20 protein-coding genes are annotated in these 15,195 nt (G+C 64.4%); 8 read left to right on the forward strand and 12 right to left on the reverse strand.

Annotated features, from left to right (window positions below):
• Window positions 1-41: 41 nt before the first annotated feature.
• From I6F21_RS05305 to I6F21_RS05320, 4 genes are all read right to left on the reverse strand, one after another.
• Window positions 42-1,031 (reverse strand): tripartite tricarboxylate transporter substrate binding protein, encoded by a 990-nt coding sequence (locus I6F21_RS05305; RefSeq protein ID WP_036029360.1) that lies wholly within the window; start codon window positions 1,029-1,031, stop codon window positions 42-44.
• A gap of 111 nt (window positions 1,032-1,142) precedes the next feature.
• On the reverse strand, window positions 1,143-2,072 hold the full coding sequence (locus I6F21_RS05310; protein WP_036007940.1) for a transporter substrate-binding domain-containing protein: 930 nt from the start codon (window positions 2,070-2,072) through the stop codon (window positions 1,143-1,145).
• Window positions 2,069-2,422 (reverse strand): cytochrome c, encoded by a 354-nt coding sequence (locus tag I6F21_RS05315; protein WP_225182848.1) that lies wholly within the window; start codon window positions 2,420-2,422, stop codon window positions 2,069-2,071. The genes I6F21_RS05310 and I6F21_RS05315 overlap by 4 nt, the downstream gene beginning before the upstream one ends.
• Window positions 2,423-2,433: 11 nt before the next feature.
• Window positions 2,434-4,098 (reverse strand): methanol/ethanol family PQQ-dependent dehydrogenase, encoded by a 1,665-nt coding sequence (locus I6F21_RS05320; RefSeq protein ID WP_036007936.1) that lies wholly within the window; start codon window positions 4,096-4,098, stop codon window positions 2,434-2,436.
• 318 nt (window positions 4,099-4,416) lie between these two features.
• Between I6F21_RS05320 and I6F21_RS05325 the strand changes: the two genes are divergently transcribed.
• The 5 genes from I6F21_RS05325 to I6F21_RS05345 all read left to right on the forward strand — a co-directional run bounded on the left by I6F21_RS05325 (window position 4,417) and on the right by I6F21_RS05345 (window position 7,116).
• Entirely contained in the window at window positions 4,417-4,809 is a 393-nt protein-coding gene (locus tag I6F21_RS05325) for an EF-hand domain-containing protein (protein WP_225182849.1), read from the forward strand.
• Window positions 4,806-5,291 (forward strand): hypothetical protein, encoded by a 486-nt coding sequence (locus I6F21_RS05330; RefSeq protein WP_225182850.1) that lies wholly within the window; start codon window positions 4,806-4,808, stop codon window positions 5,289-5,291. Before I6F21_RS05325 ends, I6F21_RS05330 begins: the two co-directional genes overlap by 4 nt.
• Window positions 5,292-5,509: 218 nt before the next feature.
• Window positions 5,510-5,590: a pyrroloquinoline quinone precursor peptide PqqA gene (gene pqqA / locus I6F21_RS05335; RefSeq protein WP_008562446.1), complete on the forward strand. Its 81-nt coding sequence runs from the start codon at window positions 5,510-5,512 to the stop codon at window positions 5,588-5,590.
• Window positions 5,591-5,818: 228 nt separating this feature from the next.
• Window positions 5,819-6,688 (forward strand): hypothetical protein, encoded by an 870-nt coding sequence (locus I6F21_RS05340; RefSeq protein ID WP_051056922.1) that lies wholly within the window; start codon window positions 5,819-5,821, stop codon window positions 6,686-6,688.
• A gap of 218 nt (window positions 6,689-6,906) precedes the next feature.
• Window positions 6,907-7,116 (forward strand): hypothetical protein, encoded by a 210-nt coding sequence (locus I6F21_RS05345; RefSeq protein ID WP_036007926.1) that lies wholly within the window; start codon window positions 6,907-6,909, stop codon window positions 7,114-7,116.
• A 22-nt stretch (window positions 7,117-7,138) separates the two neighbouring features.
• Here I6F21_RS05345 and I6F21_RS05350 read toward each other — a convergent pair whose 3' ends face one another.
• From I6F21_RS05350 to I6F21_RS05370, 5 genes are read right to left on the reverse strand one after another with little or no spacing between them, the layout of a single operon-like run.
• Complete coding sequence (locus tag I6F21_RS05350; RefSeq protein WP_225182851.1) at window positions 7,139-7,486, reverse strand: hypothetical protein; 348 nt, start codon at window positions 7,484-7,486, stop codon at window positions 7,139-7,141.
• 25 nt (window positions 7,487-7,511) lie between these two features.
• Window positions 7,512-8,321 carry a pentapeptide repeat-containing protein gene (locus I6F21_RS05355; RefSeq protein ID WP_225182989.1) on the reverse strand — a complete coding sequence of 270 codons (810 nt, stop codon included), beginning with the start codon at window positions 8,319-8,321 and terminating at the stop codon, window positions 7,512-7,514.
• A 47-nt stretch (window positions 8,322-8,368) separates the two neighbouring features.
• Complete coding sequence (locus tag I6F21_RS05360; protein WP_128263283.1) at window positions 8,369-9,097, reverse strand: ATP-binding cassette domain-containing protein; 729 nt, start codon at window positions 9,095-9,097, stop codon at window positions 8,369-8,371.
• The gene (locus I6F21_RS05365) at window positions 9,087-9,824 is read right to left on the reverse strand and encodes an ABC transporter permease subunit (protein WP_036042015.1); all 738 of its coding nucleotides are present in this window, start codon (window positions 9,822-9,824) and stop codon (window positions 9,087-9,089) included. The genes I6F21_RS05360 and I6F21_RS05365 overlap by 11 nt, the downstream gene beginning before the upstream one ends.
• Before the next feature lies 1 nt (window position 9,825).
• Complete coding sequence (locus I6F21_RS05370) at window positions 9,826-10,800, reverse strand: ABC transporter substrate-binding protein (protein WP_109142937.1); 975 nt, start codon at window positions 10,798-10,800, stop codon at window positions 9,826-9,828.
• 87 nt (window positions 10,801-10,887) lie between these two features.
• On the opposite strand from I6F21_RS05370, the gene I6F21_RS05375 reads away from it, so the two are divergent.
• On the forward strand, window positions 10,888-11,247 hold the full coding sequence (locus I6F21_RS05375; protein WP_109142938.1) for a hypothetical protein: 360 nt from the start codon (window positions 10,888-10,890) through the stop codon (window positions 11,245-11,247).
• A 202-nt stretch (window positions 11,248-11,449) separates the two neighbouring features.
• On the opposite strand, the gene I6F21_RS05380 is transcribed toward I6F21_RS05375, so the two are convergent.
• Both I6F21_RS05380 and I6F21_RS05385 read right to left on the reverse strand, forming a co-directional pair.
• Window positions 11,450-12,268 (reverse strand): quinoprotein dehydrogenase-associated SoxYZ-like carrier, encoded by an 819-nt coding sequence (locus I6F21_RS05380; protein ID WP_225182852.1) that lies wholly within the window; start codon window positions 12,266-12,268, stop codon window positions 11,450-11,452.
• A gap of 54 nt (window positions 12,269-12,322) precedes the next feature.
• The gene (locus I6F21_RS05385) at window positions 12,323-13,246 is read right to left on the reverse strand and encodes a quinoprotein relay system zinc metallohydrolase 2 (RefSeq protein WP_225182853.1); all 924 of its coding nucleotides are present in this window, start codon (window positions 13,244-13,246) and stop codon (window positions 12,323-12,325) included.
• 126 nt (window positions 13,247-13,372) lie between these two features.
• On the opposite strand from I6F21_RS05385, the gene I6F21_RS05390 reads away from it, so the two are divergent.
• Both I6F21_RS05390 and I6F21_RS05395 read left to right on the forward strand, forming a co-directional pair.
• A complete protein-coding gene (locus I6F21_RS05390) occupies window positions 13,373-14,257 on the forward strand; it encodes a substrate-binding domain-containing protein (protein ID WP_192893120.1) in 885 nt (294 codons plus the stop codon).
• Window positions 14,254-14,814 carry a PQQ-dependent catabolism-associated CXXCW motif protein gene (locus I6F21_RS05395; protein ID WP_036029396.1) on the forward strand — a complete coding sequence of 187 codons (561 nt, stop codon included), beginning with the start codon at window positions 14,254-14,256 and terminating at the stop codon, window positions 14,812-14,814. The genes I6F21_RS05390 and I6F21_RS05395 overlap by 4 nt, the downstream gene beginning before the upstream one ends.
• Before the next feature lie 31 nt (window positions 14,815-14,845).
• Here the strand turns inward: I6F21_RS05395 and I6F21_RS05400 are convergent, their stop codons facing one another.
• A complete protein-coding gene (locus I6F21_RS05400; RefSeq protein ID WP_036007909.1) occupies window positions 14,846-15,148 on the reverse strand; it encodes a copper-binding protein in 303 nt (100 codons plus the stop codon).
• Window positions 15,149-15,195 lie beyond the last annotated feature (47 nt).

Consider the following 15,195-nt stretch of genomic DNA (forward strand, 5'->3'; position numbering starts at 1 on the left):
CGGCCGGCGAGGCCGTCCTCCTGATGCGCCCAACTTTCTGATCAGGCCGGCTCGAGGCCCAACGACTTCGCGCTCTCGATCCAGATCGGCAGCTCGCGCTGGTACAGCGCATTAGTCTCCTTGAAGCCGATTGCGGGCTCGAGCACGAAAGTCGAGAGAACCTCCTTCACTTTCGGATCGGTGTTGGCGGCGACGCAGAGCTCGGCCAGGCGGTCGACGACGGCTTGCGGCGTCGCCTTGGGCACGGCCCAGCCGGTAAATCCGCTCACGGTGAAGAATTTCGACGTCGCGCCCTGCTCGGGAAGGGTCTTGATCGCGGGGATCGCATCGACCTTCTTCGAATGCACGGCGAACACCGTGCCGCGGTCGCTTTGCAGGACCGACTGCGCGGCCGTGTAGCTGCCCATCGCGGCATCGAGGGTGCCTTCCAGCATTCCCGTCCACATCGGCGCCTCGCCGCGATAATGCACCGGCTCGATGTTGAGACCATACTGCTTGTTGAGCTCGTTGACGGTCATGTGCGGGGCCGAGCCCGCGCTGTAGGTGCCGAAATTCACCTTGCCGCTCTTGCGCGCGAAGGCGACGAAATCCTCCAGCGTCTTGACCCCGGTTTTCGGGTTCGCGACCAGCAACAGGCCCGCGCCGGGAATGACGCTGACGAGCGTCAGATCCTTGTCCATGTCGTAGCCGGGATTTTTCATCACCACCCGGTTCATGATGTAGGTGGTCGAGATCGAGCACAGGATGGTGTGGCCGTCGGGCTCGGCGCGGGCGACTTCCGCCGTCCCGATCGCGCCGGAGGCGCCGGGCTTGTTCTCGATCACGACGGTCTTGCCGACTTGCTTGGAGATGAACTCGCCATAGGCGCGCGCGAGCAGGTCGGTCTGGCCGCCGGCGGGATAGCTGCAGATCATGCGAATCTGCCGCGCCGGCCAGCCGCCCTGTGCCGATGCGCCGCGCGCGACGAACGGCATCGCCAGTGCACCGGTACCGGCGGCGATGAAGTGGCGGCGATCGAGCTTGGCGGACATGATTCTCTCCCTGATTTTTGCCGAACCTACTGCATCAGGCCGTCGCTGCCATGGGCCGCAGGCGAGACAGATTGGCGCATTGGCTCGCACTGCGTTCGGGCCGCGGGAGCCTCACCGCTGGATGATCTTCGTCCAGACATCGCCGAGGATCGCGGGCTCGCGCGGCGGCAGATAGGTGAGGCCGGCCTGCTTGCCGAATTCGGCGATCTTGCCCGAAGCCGTGAGCTCCGTCAGCGCCTTGTTGACGGCCGCGATCAGCGCGCCATCGCTGGCGAGCCCGACATAGCCGCGATTGGCTCCGATCGGATAATAGTAGCCGGACGCCGTGATCGCCGTGTCCGGGTGCGCGGCGCGATGGGCGTCGAAGCGGGCAAGATCGATCAGCGTCGCGTCATGGTCGCCGCGCTCGAGTCCGCCGAGGAGATCGTCGCGGCCGGGGACGAGATGGGTGATGTTGTCGATCAGGCGCCCCTTGTCGAAGGTCATCAGGATGGCGTCGCCGAGCGATCCGCTTTCGATGGCGAGACGAAGGCCGGCGAGATCGCCGATGTCGCCGACCTTGCGCCCGCGGGCCTTTGGCCCCAGCACCACCGTCATCGGCGAATAGATGTAGGGCTGGCTCGGCGCGAGCACGCCGAGCGGGACGCGGCGCCGCCGATCGTCGCGCGTGGCGCCGGCGAAACCCGGCAAGCGCGCCGTCTTCATCCCGGGTGCGACAAGCGAATCCTGCGTCAGCGCGTAGCCGCCGACCAGCGAGCAGCGCCCGTCCGAGAGCAACGCATTGGCCTCGAGCTGCGGGCTCGAATCCTCATCCAGCCTGCTCTCGAACCACTGGATCTTCAGCGGGCGTCCCATCCGCTCGGCGATCGCCTGCGCCAGCAGCACGTCGAAGCCGGCATCCGGCTTGTCGCGGCGATGCACCGAGAGCGGCGGCCGGTCCTCGTCGAGACAGACCTTCAGAGGATCGTCGGCTGCGAGAGCGACCGACGCCATCGCGGACAGAACGGCCGCAACGCTCCAGGCAACGCGCCGGCCCCTCATGGCTTCCTCCGGCTGGAGACGAACGCCCAGAGGTTTCCGATCTCGTCGTCGCTGAGAATGTCGGCCCAGGGTGGCATCTTGTTGTTCTTGCCGTTCTTCACCGTGGTGACGAAGCGCGTCTTGTCGTCGGGAATGGCACGCAGATCCGGCGTGACGGTGCCGGAATTCATCAGATTGGGGCCGTGGCAGTGGGAGCATTTCGAGGCGTAGGTCGACTTACCATGGTCGATCTGCGCCTGCATGGAATTGCCGGTGGTGTCATCGGCGCGGACGGTCGCCGCATGCGCGACCGAGAGCACCGCGACGGCGGCGATCATCGCCGCCGTCTTGTGAGAGATCAGTTTCAGCATCGTACCCGTGTTTACTGCTTGACCGCAAAGACCCACAGCGAGCCGCCGGGCGGCACGTTGGCAAGCCGCTCGTCGCCGGAGAACAGCGAGTAGACGCCGCCATAGCCGCTCGTCACGGCGACATACTGCACGCCGTCCTGCTGCCAGGTCACCGGCTGTCCCTCGATGCCGGAGCCGGTCTGGAACTGCCAGAGCTTCTTGCCGGTGTCGGCGTCGAAAGCCTCGAACTCGCCGGTCAGCGCGCCAGAGAATACGACGCCTCCGGCCGTCGAGAGCACGCCGGAGAAGCGCGGAATGTCGCTCGGCGCTTCCCATTTCGATTTGCCGGTCATGGGATCGATAGCCTTGAGATGGCCGCGCGGCCCGTCGCCGTATTCCCAGAGGTCGGTCAGGTCCATGCCGAGGTACCATTCGCCCTGCTTGTAGGTGACGGGCTCGGTCTTGTACCTGCCGCCGAACGCGAGCGTGTTGGCATAGGCAAGGCCGGTCTGCGGATTGAACGACATCGGCTCCCAGTTCTTGCCGCCGAGGATCGAGGGATAGACCGTCACCTTCTTGCCCTCGCGTGCGTCCTTCGAGATGTCGGTCTCGATCGGACGTCCGGTCTTCATGTCGATGCCGGTCGCCCAATTCACCTTCACGTAAGGATTAGCCGCGAGCAGCTTCCCGTTGGTGCGGTCGAGCACGTAGAAGAAGCCGTTGCGGTTGGCATTCATCAGCGTCTTGGTCGGCTTGCCCTCGATGTTCACGTCGGCGAGCACCATCTCGGCCACGGCGTCGTAGTCGAACGGATTGTTCGGCGAGAACTGGTAGTGCCACTTGATCTTGCCGGTCTTGGGATCCAACGCCAGGACGGAGCAGGTGTAGAGATTGTCGCCGGGGCGCACCGCCGAGTTGAACGGGCCGGGATTGCCGGTGCCCCAATAGATCGTGTTCAGCTCGGGGTCATAAGAGCCGGTGATCCAGGTCGAGCCGCCGCCGAGCTTCCAGGTGTCGCCCTTCCAGGTGTCGCCGCCGGGCTCGTCCGGCGAGGGGATCGAGTGGGTTCGCCAGAGATGCTTGCCAGTCGCCGGATCCCAGCCGTCGATGAAGCCGCGGGTGCCGAATTCGGCGCCGGAAATGCCGGTGATGACGACGCCGTCGGCAACGAGCGGGGCCACCGTCATCGAATAGCCTTCCTTGATGTCGGCTGCCTTCTGCCGCCACAGCTCCTTGCCGTTCTTGGCGTCGATGGCAACCACGTGGGCATCGAGCGTCGTACGGAACAGCTTGCCCTCGTGAATCGCGACGCCGCGGTTAATGATGCCGCAGCAGACGATTCGCGGCGTCTCCGCCGGATATTCGATCTTGCTCTTCCAGATCTGCTTGCCGGTCTTGGCATCGACCGCCATCGTGGCATTGTGCGAGGTGACGTAGATGACGCCCTGATAGACGATTGGCTGTGATTCCTCGCTCCGATCGTCATTGAAGCTGTAATTCCAGATTGGGACGAGATTCTTGACCGTATCCTTGTTGATCTGCTTCAGCGTCGAGAAGCGCTGGAGATTGTAGCCCATTCCGTAATTGAGAACGTTCGATGTGTCGGTCGCACCCTTGACCAGCTGCTCGGTGGTTTGTGCATTTGCACAGGTTGACGCAAGCATGACGAGGCTCGCGGCCATCGCAAAGCGTTTCATCCGTTCCTCCCAAAATGCGCGCCTTTTGACGCTGCGGCTGCAACACTCCGTCGGAAACCAAAACGCGTCAATACGAAAGTCGTAACTGCCGTGCCGATATCGTCGGCGGTCACCTGACGGAAACCTGACAAAGGCAACTCCAACTTGTGCGCAGACGCTGAGAAATTCCGCGACGCGAAGCACTATTGGGAGCAGGGCAATGCATCTCTACCGGTTGTGGCGCGCGCAAGTTGCAGGTCCGGACTTGAACCGAGGGCCGCTTGCGGGTTTATCTCGGCTCTGCCCCATTGATCTGGGGGCTATGTCAGGGAGGTCTCGATGATTTCGGCTCGCTCGATTGCCCTTGCACTTGTGATTGCACTTTCGGCCGGTCCGGCGTGGTCGGCCTCCGGCAATGCGGTCAAGTTGTTCGACACCGACAATGACGGCACGCTCGATCTTGCCGAGGTGAAGAAGGTGGCCGCCGCCTCGTTCGCAAAGCTCGATCCCGATCGCGACGGCACGCTCGATGCGCGCGAATTGCGTGGACGGTTGAGCGCGAAAGAACTCGCCGCGGCAGACCCTGACCGCGACGGGACCCTCACCCTCGACGAATATCTGTCGGTGGTCGAGCAGCGTTTCAACGCAGCCAATCCCGACAAGGATGGAACGCTGGATGCGAAGGAGCTGAGTTCGCGTGCCGGGCGCGCGCTCGTACGATTGCTCCGGTGAAGCGCCGCAAGCGGAACGGGCATGACGGGCGTAACGTTTGCGATCATTCCGGCCTGATGCTCGGGAACATCGGGCTGCTCGGCCTGTTTCTCCGCATGTCCTGCCGGCGCCGGGGCTGCGCTGCGGGAGAAAAGGAGATGCAAATGAATACGAAGCGTTCCCTTCTTGCTGCCTGCGCAATCCTGACGCTGAGCGCCGGGGTTGCGGTCGCCGGTCCCTGCAACACCGGCAGCGCCAGCACCGACAAGGCCGACAAGGATGCCGGTTCTGGCCCTGTCACCGTGGGCTCCGCGCAATCGCACACGTCCGGTTCGGCGAGCGATAGCAGCCAGCATCCGCCGACCAGCACGATGAACAGGGCCAGCGGTGAATCGCCGGCGTCGTCCGAGGATGCGCAGCGGCAAATGCAGAGCGAGCCGACGGCGGCTCAGCGCGCCGCGGGCGCCAAGCCGAATGCCGAAATGGCCGACAAGGACTGCTGACGGCACCGTTGTCGATTGGACGCGCGGTGCATTGCACAAGGCGGTGTCTCGCTGGTCGTGTTTGACCAGGAGGGAACTTGCTTTGTCCGAGAGAGAAATTGCGGCCGCGAAGTATCGGCACAGACGTGACGGCAGTCGAATCGAGGCTTGAACTGCACTCGACGCAGCCCTAGGTTTTTCGCCGCGCGATGTCGCGCTCAATACCTTGGGAGACCCGAATGGCTTGGAAAGCTCCGAAGATCGTGGAAGTGCCGGTCGGCATGGAAATCAACATGTACGCCTGCGCCTCGCGCAAGTAAGACCGACGACCTGCCGCGGCTTCGATGGCAAACGCCGTCGGAGCCGTGGCAGTGTCGGATCTGCGCCTCGCCGTGCTCCATGCTTTGCGGATCGCGCGAAAGCCGCACGTGGAGGGGCTTCAATTCTTTTCCCGCAAAATTTCGACCGTGCTCTGCGGCAGTGTGTTACGCTGACGCCCGGTCAGCGCTGCTGCCGGATCACAGCGGCGCGCGCCTTTGGGGCACGGGATGGGCGGCAGAGCCTGCAAGTTCTGGACGGTGATCGTGTGCGCGATCGTGCTGGCGCCGGCGCGCAGCAGCGCCGAGGCAGGTTTTGATACCGAGCACATCTTCGGCTTCATGATCGGCACCGATATCGGCAATGTCGGCGAGCGCGAATTCCAGACCCAGACGACGGGGCGCTTCGGCAAAGGCGGGGGCGCTTATCGCGCCCTTGAACATGAGGTCGAGATCGAGGTCGTGCCGCTGCCGAATTTTCGTGTCGAGGTCGGCGGCACCGCCAGCTTGCACCACATCACCGGCGTCCCTGATATAGACGACCGCCGCCAGTTCAACTTCCAGGGCATCTCGCTTGACCTGCGCTATCGCCTGCTCGACCGCGAGCGCGCACCATTCGGCTTCACGATTGCGGCCGAGCTCCACGGCGACCGCATCGACGAGACCAGCGGCGCGAAAGGGCGGATGTACGGCACCGAATTCACGCTCGCCTTCGACCGCGAACTCATTCCGAACTTCGCCATCGGCGCCCTCAACCTGATCTACCAGCCGGAATGGGCGCGCTTCGAGATTGGAGGGGCATCCGAGAAGAGCTCGACGATCGGGGCCGCGTTTGCCGGCCTGGTTCGCGTGCGGCCCAATGTGCTGCTTGGCGGCGAGATGCGCTACTTCCGGCAATATGAGGGCATCGGCCTTAGCGAGTTCTCAGGCCAGGCCCTGTTTGTCGGCCCCACCGCCTATTTCCAGCTCTCCGAGCGTTCCCGGCTCACCGCAAGCTGGAGCATGCAGGCCTGGGGGCGCCCGGCCGGCTCAGGCGGCAATCTCGACCTCGTCAATTTCGAGCGGCATCAGGCGCGATTGGTGTTCGGCGTGAACTTCTAACACGGAAGGTCGTCATGCTCGGGCTTCTCCCGGCTACGCGGCCGAAGCCGCTTCGGCGAGGCGACGGCCCGGGCATCCACGTTCTTTGTTCCACGAGGCAAGGCGTGGATAGCCGAGCCCGGCCATGACGAGGCTTCGGCGCTATGAAACTTCCCCCTCCTTCGCGCGTAGCTTCATGTGCTAATCTCTCCATCGCCCCCTTGCGAGAGGATCCCGGCATGAACCCGATTGACCTGGTGGTGACTGTGTGCGCGGTGCTCTCGCCTGCGACCTGCGAGGAGCGGCATCTGGTGTTCCACTATTCCGGGTCGCCGCGGCAATGCGCGATGGCCGCGCCGCCCTATATCGCGCAATGGGTCGGTGAGCATCCGAAGTGGCACGCGGTGAAGTGGCGCTGCGAATATCCGCACCCGAACGACAAGGCGTGAGCTGCCAGAATCGGTTCGAACGCTACTTGGTGCAGTCCTTCAGATCCTTGTCCGCAATCGAGAACACTGCATCCGCCTTGATCTCGATATCGCGGACGACGCACTGCCGTGCATTGGGGTAACTGACCCTGGCGTCGTAGCGGCCGGGCTCGACGCCGTTGATGCGCAACCGCTCGTCGTGGTCGACCTCCTTGTCCTTGTCATTCAGGCACTGGTTCGGACCCCAGTCGGTCTTGCCGGCGGGTGCGAGCTGGAAGCCGGAGATGGTCTCCGTCGTGAGATTCCAGAGCCTTATGCCCTTGCCCTTGGTCTGCGCGGCGGCTTCGCCGGCAAGCGTCAACAACGCGATCAAAGCAAGAACCCCACGCATCAGCCAGTCCTCCCAAAGGGCGCCGTCATTCCTTGATCAGGCGCTCGCGGTTCTTTGCCTTGTCGAAATTCTTGGCGCGGTCAAGCCCGTTTGGTGCGATCAGCTTCGCCGAGATGAGATCGGCGCCGTCGAAATCGGCGTCGATGACGATGGCGCCGGTCAGATCGGCTCCGCCGAGTTGGGCGTTTTTCAGTGATGCGCCGCTCAGATCGGCGCCCCTGAGGACTGCGAATTCGAGGTCGACGCGCGACAAATCGGCGTTGCGCGCGTTCAGCCGTTCCAGCTTGGCGGATCTCAGCACCGCGCGCATCAGTCCCATCGACTGGTTGCGCATATCGGCGCCGAGATTCGCGTCCGCGATCGAGGCGCCGACCAGGCTTGCGCCGGTGAGGTCGGCAGCGATGCGCGCTCCTGACAGGTTCGCACCGTCGAGACGCGCGCGGGCCATTTGCGAGGCGAATAGATTGGCGCCCTTCAGGCTTGCGCCGGTAAGATCCGCATCCAGCAGCCACGCCTGATCGAGGATCGCACCGTCCAGCCGGGCGTCTCGAAGTATTGTCTTGTTGAGCCGCGCGGCGCGGAGAACCGTGTTGGACAGGTCCAGCCCCGACAGATCGAGACCCGACAGGCGTTTGCCGGTGAAATCGGCAGGCTGCTTTGGGCTCGCTTTGGCCAACATGGCCTCGACCTCCGGCCTCGTCATTTCAGCCGAGACCATCGCGGGGGAGGTGAGGTCGACGCCACGCATCATGTCCTGCGCGCCCGCCGTCACCGCAACGAGTGCGAGGCTAAGCGCTGCAAGACCAAGCGTTGCGAAGGCGACTGTTCGTGTCATCATCAGCTCCGCCGCCCGCTAATCTAGCACGTCCGCCAGGCGACCGGCTATGAGGCATCTCGCTCAGTGCGGTCGCCTTGAGTTCGTTGCGCGAGGCCGGCCTTTATCGCTGCAATTTCGGCTTCGCCGCGTGTGTCGCGCGGGATGCCGATGGGCACCTCGGCCACGATCCGCGCTGGTCGCGGCGATAGGAAGAACAGCCGGTCGCCCAGGCGCACGGCATCGTCCAGGCTGTGTGTCACCAAAAGCGTCATCACCGGCCGGCTCGCGACGAGCGTTGCAATTTCATCGCGCAAGCGTCCGGCGAGAGCGTCATCGAGCGATGCCAGCGGTTCGTCGAGCACCAGAATATCCGGCTCGACGGCAAAGGCGCGGGCGAGCGCCACGCGCCGGGCCAAACCCAGCGAGAGCTCACCGGGATAGTGGTCGCGATGCGCTTCCAGCTCCAAAATCCTGAAGAGCTCGGCGAGCTTGGCATCAGCGACATCGGGCGCAGCCAGCCGTACATTCTGCTCGACCGAGCGCCACGGCAGCAGGCGCGGCTCCTGGAACACCATGCCGATCCGTGCCTCCGGCGGTCGCGCGACGTTGCCAGCAAAATCGTGGTCCAGTCCCAGAATGATGCGCAGCATCGTGCTCTTGCCGCAGCCGGAGGGGCCGATCAGCACGCCGACCTCGCCCGATTGCAGCGCGAACTTGACGGGCGCCAGAACCTCGTGCGTTCCGCCCGCGGCACTCCTGAAAGTCTTGCCCGTGATATCGACCTCAAGCCGCACGGGGCCGCCACCGGTTTGCGCGGGCTTCGAACGGCTGCACCAGCAAGGTTTCGATGACGAGCACGACGGCGGCGAAGGTGAGGGAATAGGCCAGCAGCCGCGGCGTGTCGAACAGCTGGAAGGCGACGCCGATCTCGAAGCCGACGCCGTTCGGCCGCCCCAGCAGCTCGGCGACGAGCACGATCTTCCACACCAGCGACAGGCCGGAGCGGGCCGAGGCCGCGATATAGGGCGCCAGTTGCGGCAGCACGACGTGGCGGAAGGCGCGCCAGCGCGGCATTGCGAACACGCTCGCCATCTCGTCGAGCGAACGGTCGAGCGCGCGCGTGCCCTCGCGCAAGGTGACGATGGCGGTCGGCAGCTTGTTGATGGCGATCGCTGCGATCGCGGCGGCCTCGGTGAGGCCAGCCCAGATATAGGCCAGCACGATCACGACCAATGCGGGCAGGTTGAGCAGCAGGATCAGCCAGGGATCACCGAGCCGGTCGGCGAGCTTCACCCGGCCCATCAAATAGCCGATGGCACTGCCGAGCGACATCGCGAGGGTGAAGGCGAGCGCGACGCGCGCCAGCGTGGCGCCGAGATGCAGGAACAGCGCGCCGCTTGATGCTTCCGCGATCATCACCTGAAGCACCGCCGGCGGGGAAGGCAGCTTTGCGCCGCCGACCACGAGCGCGGCAATCCACCAGATCGCGAGGAACAGAGCGAACGACAGCAGGCGCAGCACCTCAGTCTCCGGGGACTGCGTGATAGAAGGTGCCGGGATCGAGCTCGGCTGCGGGGCCGACGAGGTCGCGGCCGCCGATCTCGGCCAGCACGCGGTATAGCACGCGCGCGTCCTTTTCCTCGTCATCGATGCTCCGGCGCGGAATGCCGTCGCGGTAGCGCTCGCGGTAGGTCCTGAGCAGGGCAGGATCCGTCGTGCCGGTGAGCGGCGCGACCTTGTCCCAGGCCGCATCCGAGGTCGCCAGCAACTCCTTGGCCTTGCGGGTCATCGCGATGAAGCGCGCGACGGCCTCCTTATGGCTCGCGGCCCAGCTCTCATCGAAGACATAGCCGACCGCGGCGACCGCGCCTTTGGCACCCAGCTTCGGCAAGATGTCCTCGATGCCGGTCAGGCGCCTGAAACCCTTGGCCTCGAGCTGGGCGCAGAAATTCCAGAAGTTGAGGCTCGCATCCATCTCGCCGTCCAGCGCCTTGGCGGCGATCAGCGGCGGGGCACCGTAGACGATGGTTGCTTCCGACTTGAGGTCGATGCCGTCCTGCTTCATCCGCGCCTGCAGCAGCAGCCAGCTCTTGTCGATCGCCCCGCCGGCGACCGCGAGCTTGCGGCCCTTGAGGTCGGCGAGCGTCTTGATCGGCGATGAGGCCGGCACCATCACGGCGCCGAGCGCGCTGGAATAGGGATAGAAGGTGAGCTTCGCACCGAGCGTGCGCTCGCGCGACACCCACAGCCAGTCCGACAGGATGATGTCGGCGCTGCCGGCGCGCATCGCGATCTTGCCGGCCTCGGTGCTCGCGAGCTCGGTGACCTCCAGCGCCAGGCCGGCCTCCTTGTCGAGGCCGGCGCTTCGGATCGCGGCCAGCTCCCACGAGAATGTTCCGGTCTTCTGCACCGCAAGGCGGATTGTGTCCGCAGCGCCGGCAGGTGCGGCTAGCGCCAGCACCGTTGCGAGCGCCCAAATTCGCGCCAAAACTGTCATCACCTTGTGAGCCGTTTCCTCTGACAGAGTGCTTTTCAGCACAATACGCATAGCATAGCCTTGGTCGCAACCAGCGGGAGGACGCGCATGGATCTGGCCGGACGGCTACGACCGATTGTCGCCGCATTGACGGCGCTCGCTGCCAGCGTATGCGTGGCACGGGCCGAAGAGGCCAATGATTATCCCACCGCGGCGCGCGCGGAATACGTCTATGGCTGCATGAAGGCCAACGGCGAGACGCGCTCCGCGATCGAGCAATGTTCCTGCTCCATCGACGTGGTCGCCTCGATCATACCCTACGAGCGCTATGTTACCGCCGAGACCGCGCTCAGCATGTCGCAAGTGCGCGGCGATCTCGGCGTGCAGTTTCGCACCTCGGAGCAGGCCAACTCGGCGGTGAATGACTTAAGGCGCGCGCAGGCGGAAGCCGAGGTGAGGTGTTTTTAGCTATCGCGGCACAGACGGTGCGATCTTCCTTCTCCCCTTGTGGGAGAAGGTGGCGCGAAGCGCCGGATGAGGGTTCTATCGGCATATTCCAGCATGAGAGGCAGGTGGGCGCGGAAACATACCCCTCACCCGTCTCGCCGCTACGCGGCGATCCACCCTCTCCCGCAAGGGGAGAGGGGGCTTCAGCGCAAGTCTGACGAAACTAAGTCCCCGGTTTCTCCACATCCCATTCATTGCGGAACACATGCCCGTCCGTATCCCGGGCCTCCGCACGAAAGCGCTTGGCGCCGTTGGAGACATAGGTGAAGCGCAGGTTGGGATCTTCCGAGATCGAGATGCCGCCTTCCATCGACAGCACGGGGCTGTCGTCCTGCGTCAATCTGAGCTGGTTGATGAAGAAGGCGGGGATATAGAGCTGCGTGACCTGGTCCATCTGCAGGCCGGAATTGTTGGGATGGCCGATCATGATCTGCGCTTCGCGCAGCCGGCTTGCCGGACCCTCTTCACGGGCGAATTGCCGGTAGCGCATCTGGCCGAGCCGGTTCTTGGCTTCCTCCACGTTCTTTGCAGCCGGCGCCGAGCAGCCGCCAGAGGCCTTCACATAGACTTTCGAGACGTAGAGCTGGCCGTCGCTGAGCTCGGCGACCGCGTGCACGTCGGTGTAATTGTTGACGCGCACACGGGTGGAGATTTCCGTGACATTGGCCTCCGGCCCGAGTTCGAACTTCGCGGCCATCGGCGCGGGATTGCGGTCGATCACCAGCGTGATCGAACGGATGCGTCTGCTGTCGCCGGGCGACAGCTTGCTGCGCAGCGTCACCGGCACGATGGCGGCATCCTCGGCGCGATAGGGCATCTCGATGCCGATGACCTCGGCGCCGTCGTTCATCGGCCGGTTGCTGAAGATGTCCTGCACCAGGCCCGGCCAGGGATCGGAGGCCTCGTCCGCCTGCGTCGGCGCGGCGAAGGCGATGCCGAGGAGTAGGGCGATCAGGGGCAGGCGGCGTGTGCATCCCATCATGGTCATGCTCGTGGGTTTAGGCGACGCTGATCTCCTGCCAGCGTAGCGCGCCCGCTATTCCCATTCAATTTCCGAAAATGCTGCAGTTGCGTTGCGGGCGTTGTAGTCCTCGAACAGCTGCCAGTGCGGCCGCTCGTCCGCCGCCGCCTTGTCCGCAGCGGCGCGGATCGGCGCGCCCCTCTTGTTCAGGGCGCGGACGTCGGACAGCAGCGTTGACAGGTAACGTCGTTGATCGCTCAGCGCCGCTGGCCAGTCGCTCACAGGACCGTGACCGGGAACAACGCGCAGCGCCGGGATCGTCTCCAACTCTTTCAGCGTGGCGAGCCAGCCGCGAATGCTGCCGTCCATCACCGGAATGTGGCCGAGAAAGACGAGATCGCCGGCAAGCAGGGTTTTGGTGCTCTCGTCGAACACGGTCAGATCGTTGTCGCTGTGCCCGGCCGGCCAAGCGCGCAAGGTCAAGCGGCGCGAGCCCAGATCGAGCGTGAGCGTGTCCGTTACGAGCAGGGTCGGCGGTACGATCTTCACGGGATCGATCAGCTCGGGGCCCATGAGGCGCCTGAAATTGTCGAGATAGAAGGGCCCGCGGCTCGCCAGCGCCTGCGGCAGCTTGCTGTGGCCGACGAAGCTGGTTCCCTCCCCCATGAAGGCAGCATTGCCGAAGACATGGTCGGGATGGCCATGGGTGTTGATGACATAGCGGATCGGCTTTTGCGTGCGCGCTCGTACCGCCGCCAGCAGCGCCTCGCCTTCGCGCAGGCTGCCGCCAGTGTCGATCACGGCCACCGCGTCACCTCCGATGATGAAGCCGATATTGGCGATGCCGCCTTCATTCTCGCGGCTCATCAGCGCTATGGCCCCGGAGTGTACGAAGATTCCCGGCGCGACTTCGCTCACAGGCAATTCGCCCGCCCCGGCGCGTGCTAGCGTAGCTGTTACCAGGGACAAGGCTGCGATCACGAGAGCGATGCGAGACACTTTTCCGCCTCAGTTCAAAGGATTGGCCTCATTGCACTGCAACAAAGCAAAGCCGGCAAAAGTTGGCACACGTGGCGCGTCATGCGTTGCATGGATTACATTCAAACAAAACGAGGAGGAAGCGCGATGACGCAGGCCGGACGACATCGTCGCTGGTGGTTTTCACTCTGGATCGTGATCGCATCATGTGCCTATGGCGATCTCGCCATCGCGCAGACCAACGAGACCGGAGATCTCTCATTCGAGCTGGTCGACCCGAAGGTGCTGCGCGTCTGCGCCGACCCGCGCAACCTGCCGTTCTCGAACGAGAAGGGCGAGGGCTTCGAGAACAAGCTCGCCGAGTTTCTGGCGGACAAGCTGCAGAAGAAGCTGGACTACGTGTTCTTCCCGCAGGCCGCCGGCTTCGTGCGCATGACGTTGGGTGCGCATCGCTGCGACGTCATCATGGGCTACCCGCAGGGCGACGACCTCGTGCAGGGCACCAATCCCTATTACCGCACGACCTATGCACTGGTTGCCAAGACCGGTAGCGGGCTCGAGGACGTCGACACGCTGGAGGACGCACGCCTGAAAGGTAAGCATATCGGCATCGTCGCCGGCACGCCGCCGGCGACCAATATGGCGTTGGCAGGCCTGATGGGCGATGCAAAGCCCTATCAGCTGATGATCGACACGCGCTTCGACAATTCCGCGCAGGCGATGATCGACGACCTCGCTGCCGGCAAGATCGACGCCGGCGTGCTCTGGGGACCGATGGCCGGCTATTATGCGAAGAAAGCCGGCCCCTCGCTGCACGTCATGCCGCTGGTCAAGGAGACCACCGGGTCCAAGCTGGTCTATCGCATCGGCATGGGCGTGCGACCCGCCGACCAGAACTGGAAGCGGCAGCTCAACCGGGTGATCCAGGAGAACCAGGGCGAGATCAACAAGATCCTGCTCGATTTCGGCGTGCCGCTGCTGGACGAGAACAACCGGCCGCTCGGCGCGGAGACGGCCAAGAAGGCGCCATGAGCCGGCCGCTTGCCGCTGCGTTCGTCGTTGCCTTGCTCGTGGCCCCGGCGTCGGCCCAGCAGCAGGAGCCGTTCGAGCCCGAGGGATATCGTACCGACAATTATCGCGCGCCGGTGCCGGCGACGCTCGCTGGCGCGCGCGTGCTCACGACCGGCGAGGCGGAGGCGATCTGGCGTGCGAACAGCGGCACCTTCGTTGACGTGATGCCGCGCGCGCCGAAACCAAAGAACCTTCCTGTGAGCACGGTGTGGCGTGACGCGCCGCGCAGGAACATTCCGGGCAGCTTCTGGCTGCCGGACACCGGCTACGGCAACTTGCCGCCCGCCATGGACGATTATCTTCAGCGTGGCCTCGCGCGCGCCTCACGCGGCGACAAGGCCGCGCTGCTGGTGATCTATTGCCTCGCCGATTGCTGGATGTCCTGGAACGCGGCGAAGCGTGCGCTCGCTTACGGCTATGCCAACATCGCCTGGTATCCTGACGGCACCGACGGCTGGGAGGGCGCGAAGCTGCCGACGGAAGAGGCGCAGCCGGAGCCGCGGCCGGAGCAACATTGATGCAAGCAGGAGAGATCAGGCGCCTGCGCCGTTACTTCTGCTTCTGCAGCTTCGTCAAGGTGCCCGTACCGTTGGTCTCGGTCGCAGAATAGCTCACCCTGTCGCCGGCATGGACGGCATCCAGCATCGCCGCATCCTTGGCCTTGTACTCCTGGAGCGCGCCGGCGCTGCCTGTGCTGGCGCCGACCGTGCCCTTCTGGGTCTGCTGGATCGAAATCGTGCCGTTGAGCCGATCGATCCGCGTGATCATCCCGGTCATGTCGTCAGCAAAGGCGCTGGTTGCGAGCATGCTGAGGACCGCAGCGCCCGCAAACATGATTCTTGTGGTTCCCATCGAGGCCTCCCGACGTCTTGAGTTCACGTCGACAAGCCATCATAAAT

The sequence above is a fragment of the Bradyrhizobium sp. NBAIM03 genome (assembly GCF_020194055.1).
Lineage (GTDB): Bacteria > Pseudomonadota > Alphaproteobacteria > Rhizobiales > Xanthobacteraceae > Bradyrhizobium > Bradyrhizobium yuanmingense.

Bases quoted from the DNA above. Each gene is read 5' to 3' on its own strand.
- I6F21_RS05305 (WP_036029360.1), bottom strand. From the start codon at position 1,031: ATGTCCGCCAAGCTCGATCGCCGCCACTTCATCGCCGCCGGTACCGGT.
- I6F21_RS05310 (WP_036007940.1), bottom strand. From the start codon at position 2,072: ATGAGGGGCCGGCGCGTTGCCTGGAGCGTTGCGGCCGTTCTGTCCGCG.
- I6F21_RS05315 (WP_225182848.1), bottom strand. From the start codon at position 2,422: ATGCTGAAACTGATCTCTCACAAGACGGCGGCGATGATCGCCGCCGTC.
- I6F21_RS05320 (WP_036007936.1), bottom strand. From the start codon at position 4,098: ATGAAACGCTTTGCGATGGCCGCGAGCCTCGTCATGCTTGCGTCAACC.
- I6F21_RS05325 (WP_225182849.1), top strand. From the start codon at position 4,417: ATGATTTCGGCTCGCTCGATTGCCCTTGCACTTGTGATTGCACTTTCG.
- pqqA (WP_008562446.1), top strand. From the start codon at position 5,510: ATGGCTTGGAAAGCTCCGAAGATCGTGGAAGTGCCGGTCGGCATGGAA.
- I6F21_RS05340 (WP_051056922.1), top strand. From the start codon at position 5,819: ATGGGCGGCAGAGCCTGCAAGTTCTGGACGGTGATCGTGTGCGCGATC.
- I6F21_RS05345 (WP_036007926.1), top strand. From the start codon at position 6,907: ATGAACCCGATTGACCTGGTGGTGACTGTGTGCGCGGTGCTCTCGCCT.
- I6F21_RS05350 (WP_225182851.1), bottom strand. From the start codon at position 7,486: ATGCGTGGGGTTCTTGCTTTGATCGCGTTGTTGACGCTTGCCGGCGAA.
- I6F21_RS05355 (WP_225182989.1), bottom strand. From the start codon at position 8,321: ATGACACGAACAGTCGCCTTCGCAACGCTTGGTCTTGCAGCGCTTAGC.
- I6F21_RS05370 (WP_109142937.1), bottom strand. From the start codon at position 10,800: ATGACAGTTTTGGCGCGAATTTGGGCGCTCGCAACGGTGCTGGCGCTA.
- I6F21_RS05375 (WP_109142938.1), top strand. From the start codon at position 10,888: ATGGATCTGGCCGGACGGCTACGACCGATTGTCGCCGCATTGACGGCG.
- I6F21_RS05380 (WP_225182852.1), bottom strand. From the start codon at position 12,268: ATGATGGGATGCACACGCCGCCTGCCCCTGATCGCCCTACTCCTCGGC.
- I6F21_RS05390 (WP_192893120.1), top strand. From the start codon at position 13,373: ATGACGCAGGCCGGACGACATCGTCGCTGGTGGTTTTCACTCTGGATC.
- I6F21_RS05395 (WP_036029396.1), top strand. From the start codon at position 14,254: ATGAGCCGGCCGCTTGCCGCTGCGTTCGTCGTTGCCTTGCTCGTGGCC.
- I6F21_RS05400 (WP_036007909.1), bottom strand. From the start codon at position 15,148: ATGGGAACCACAAGAATCATGTTTGCGGGCGCTGCGGTCCTCAGCATG.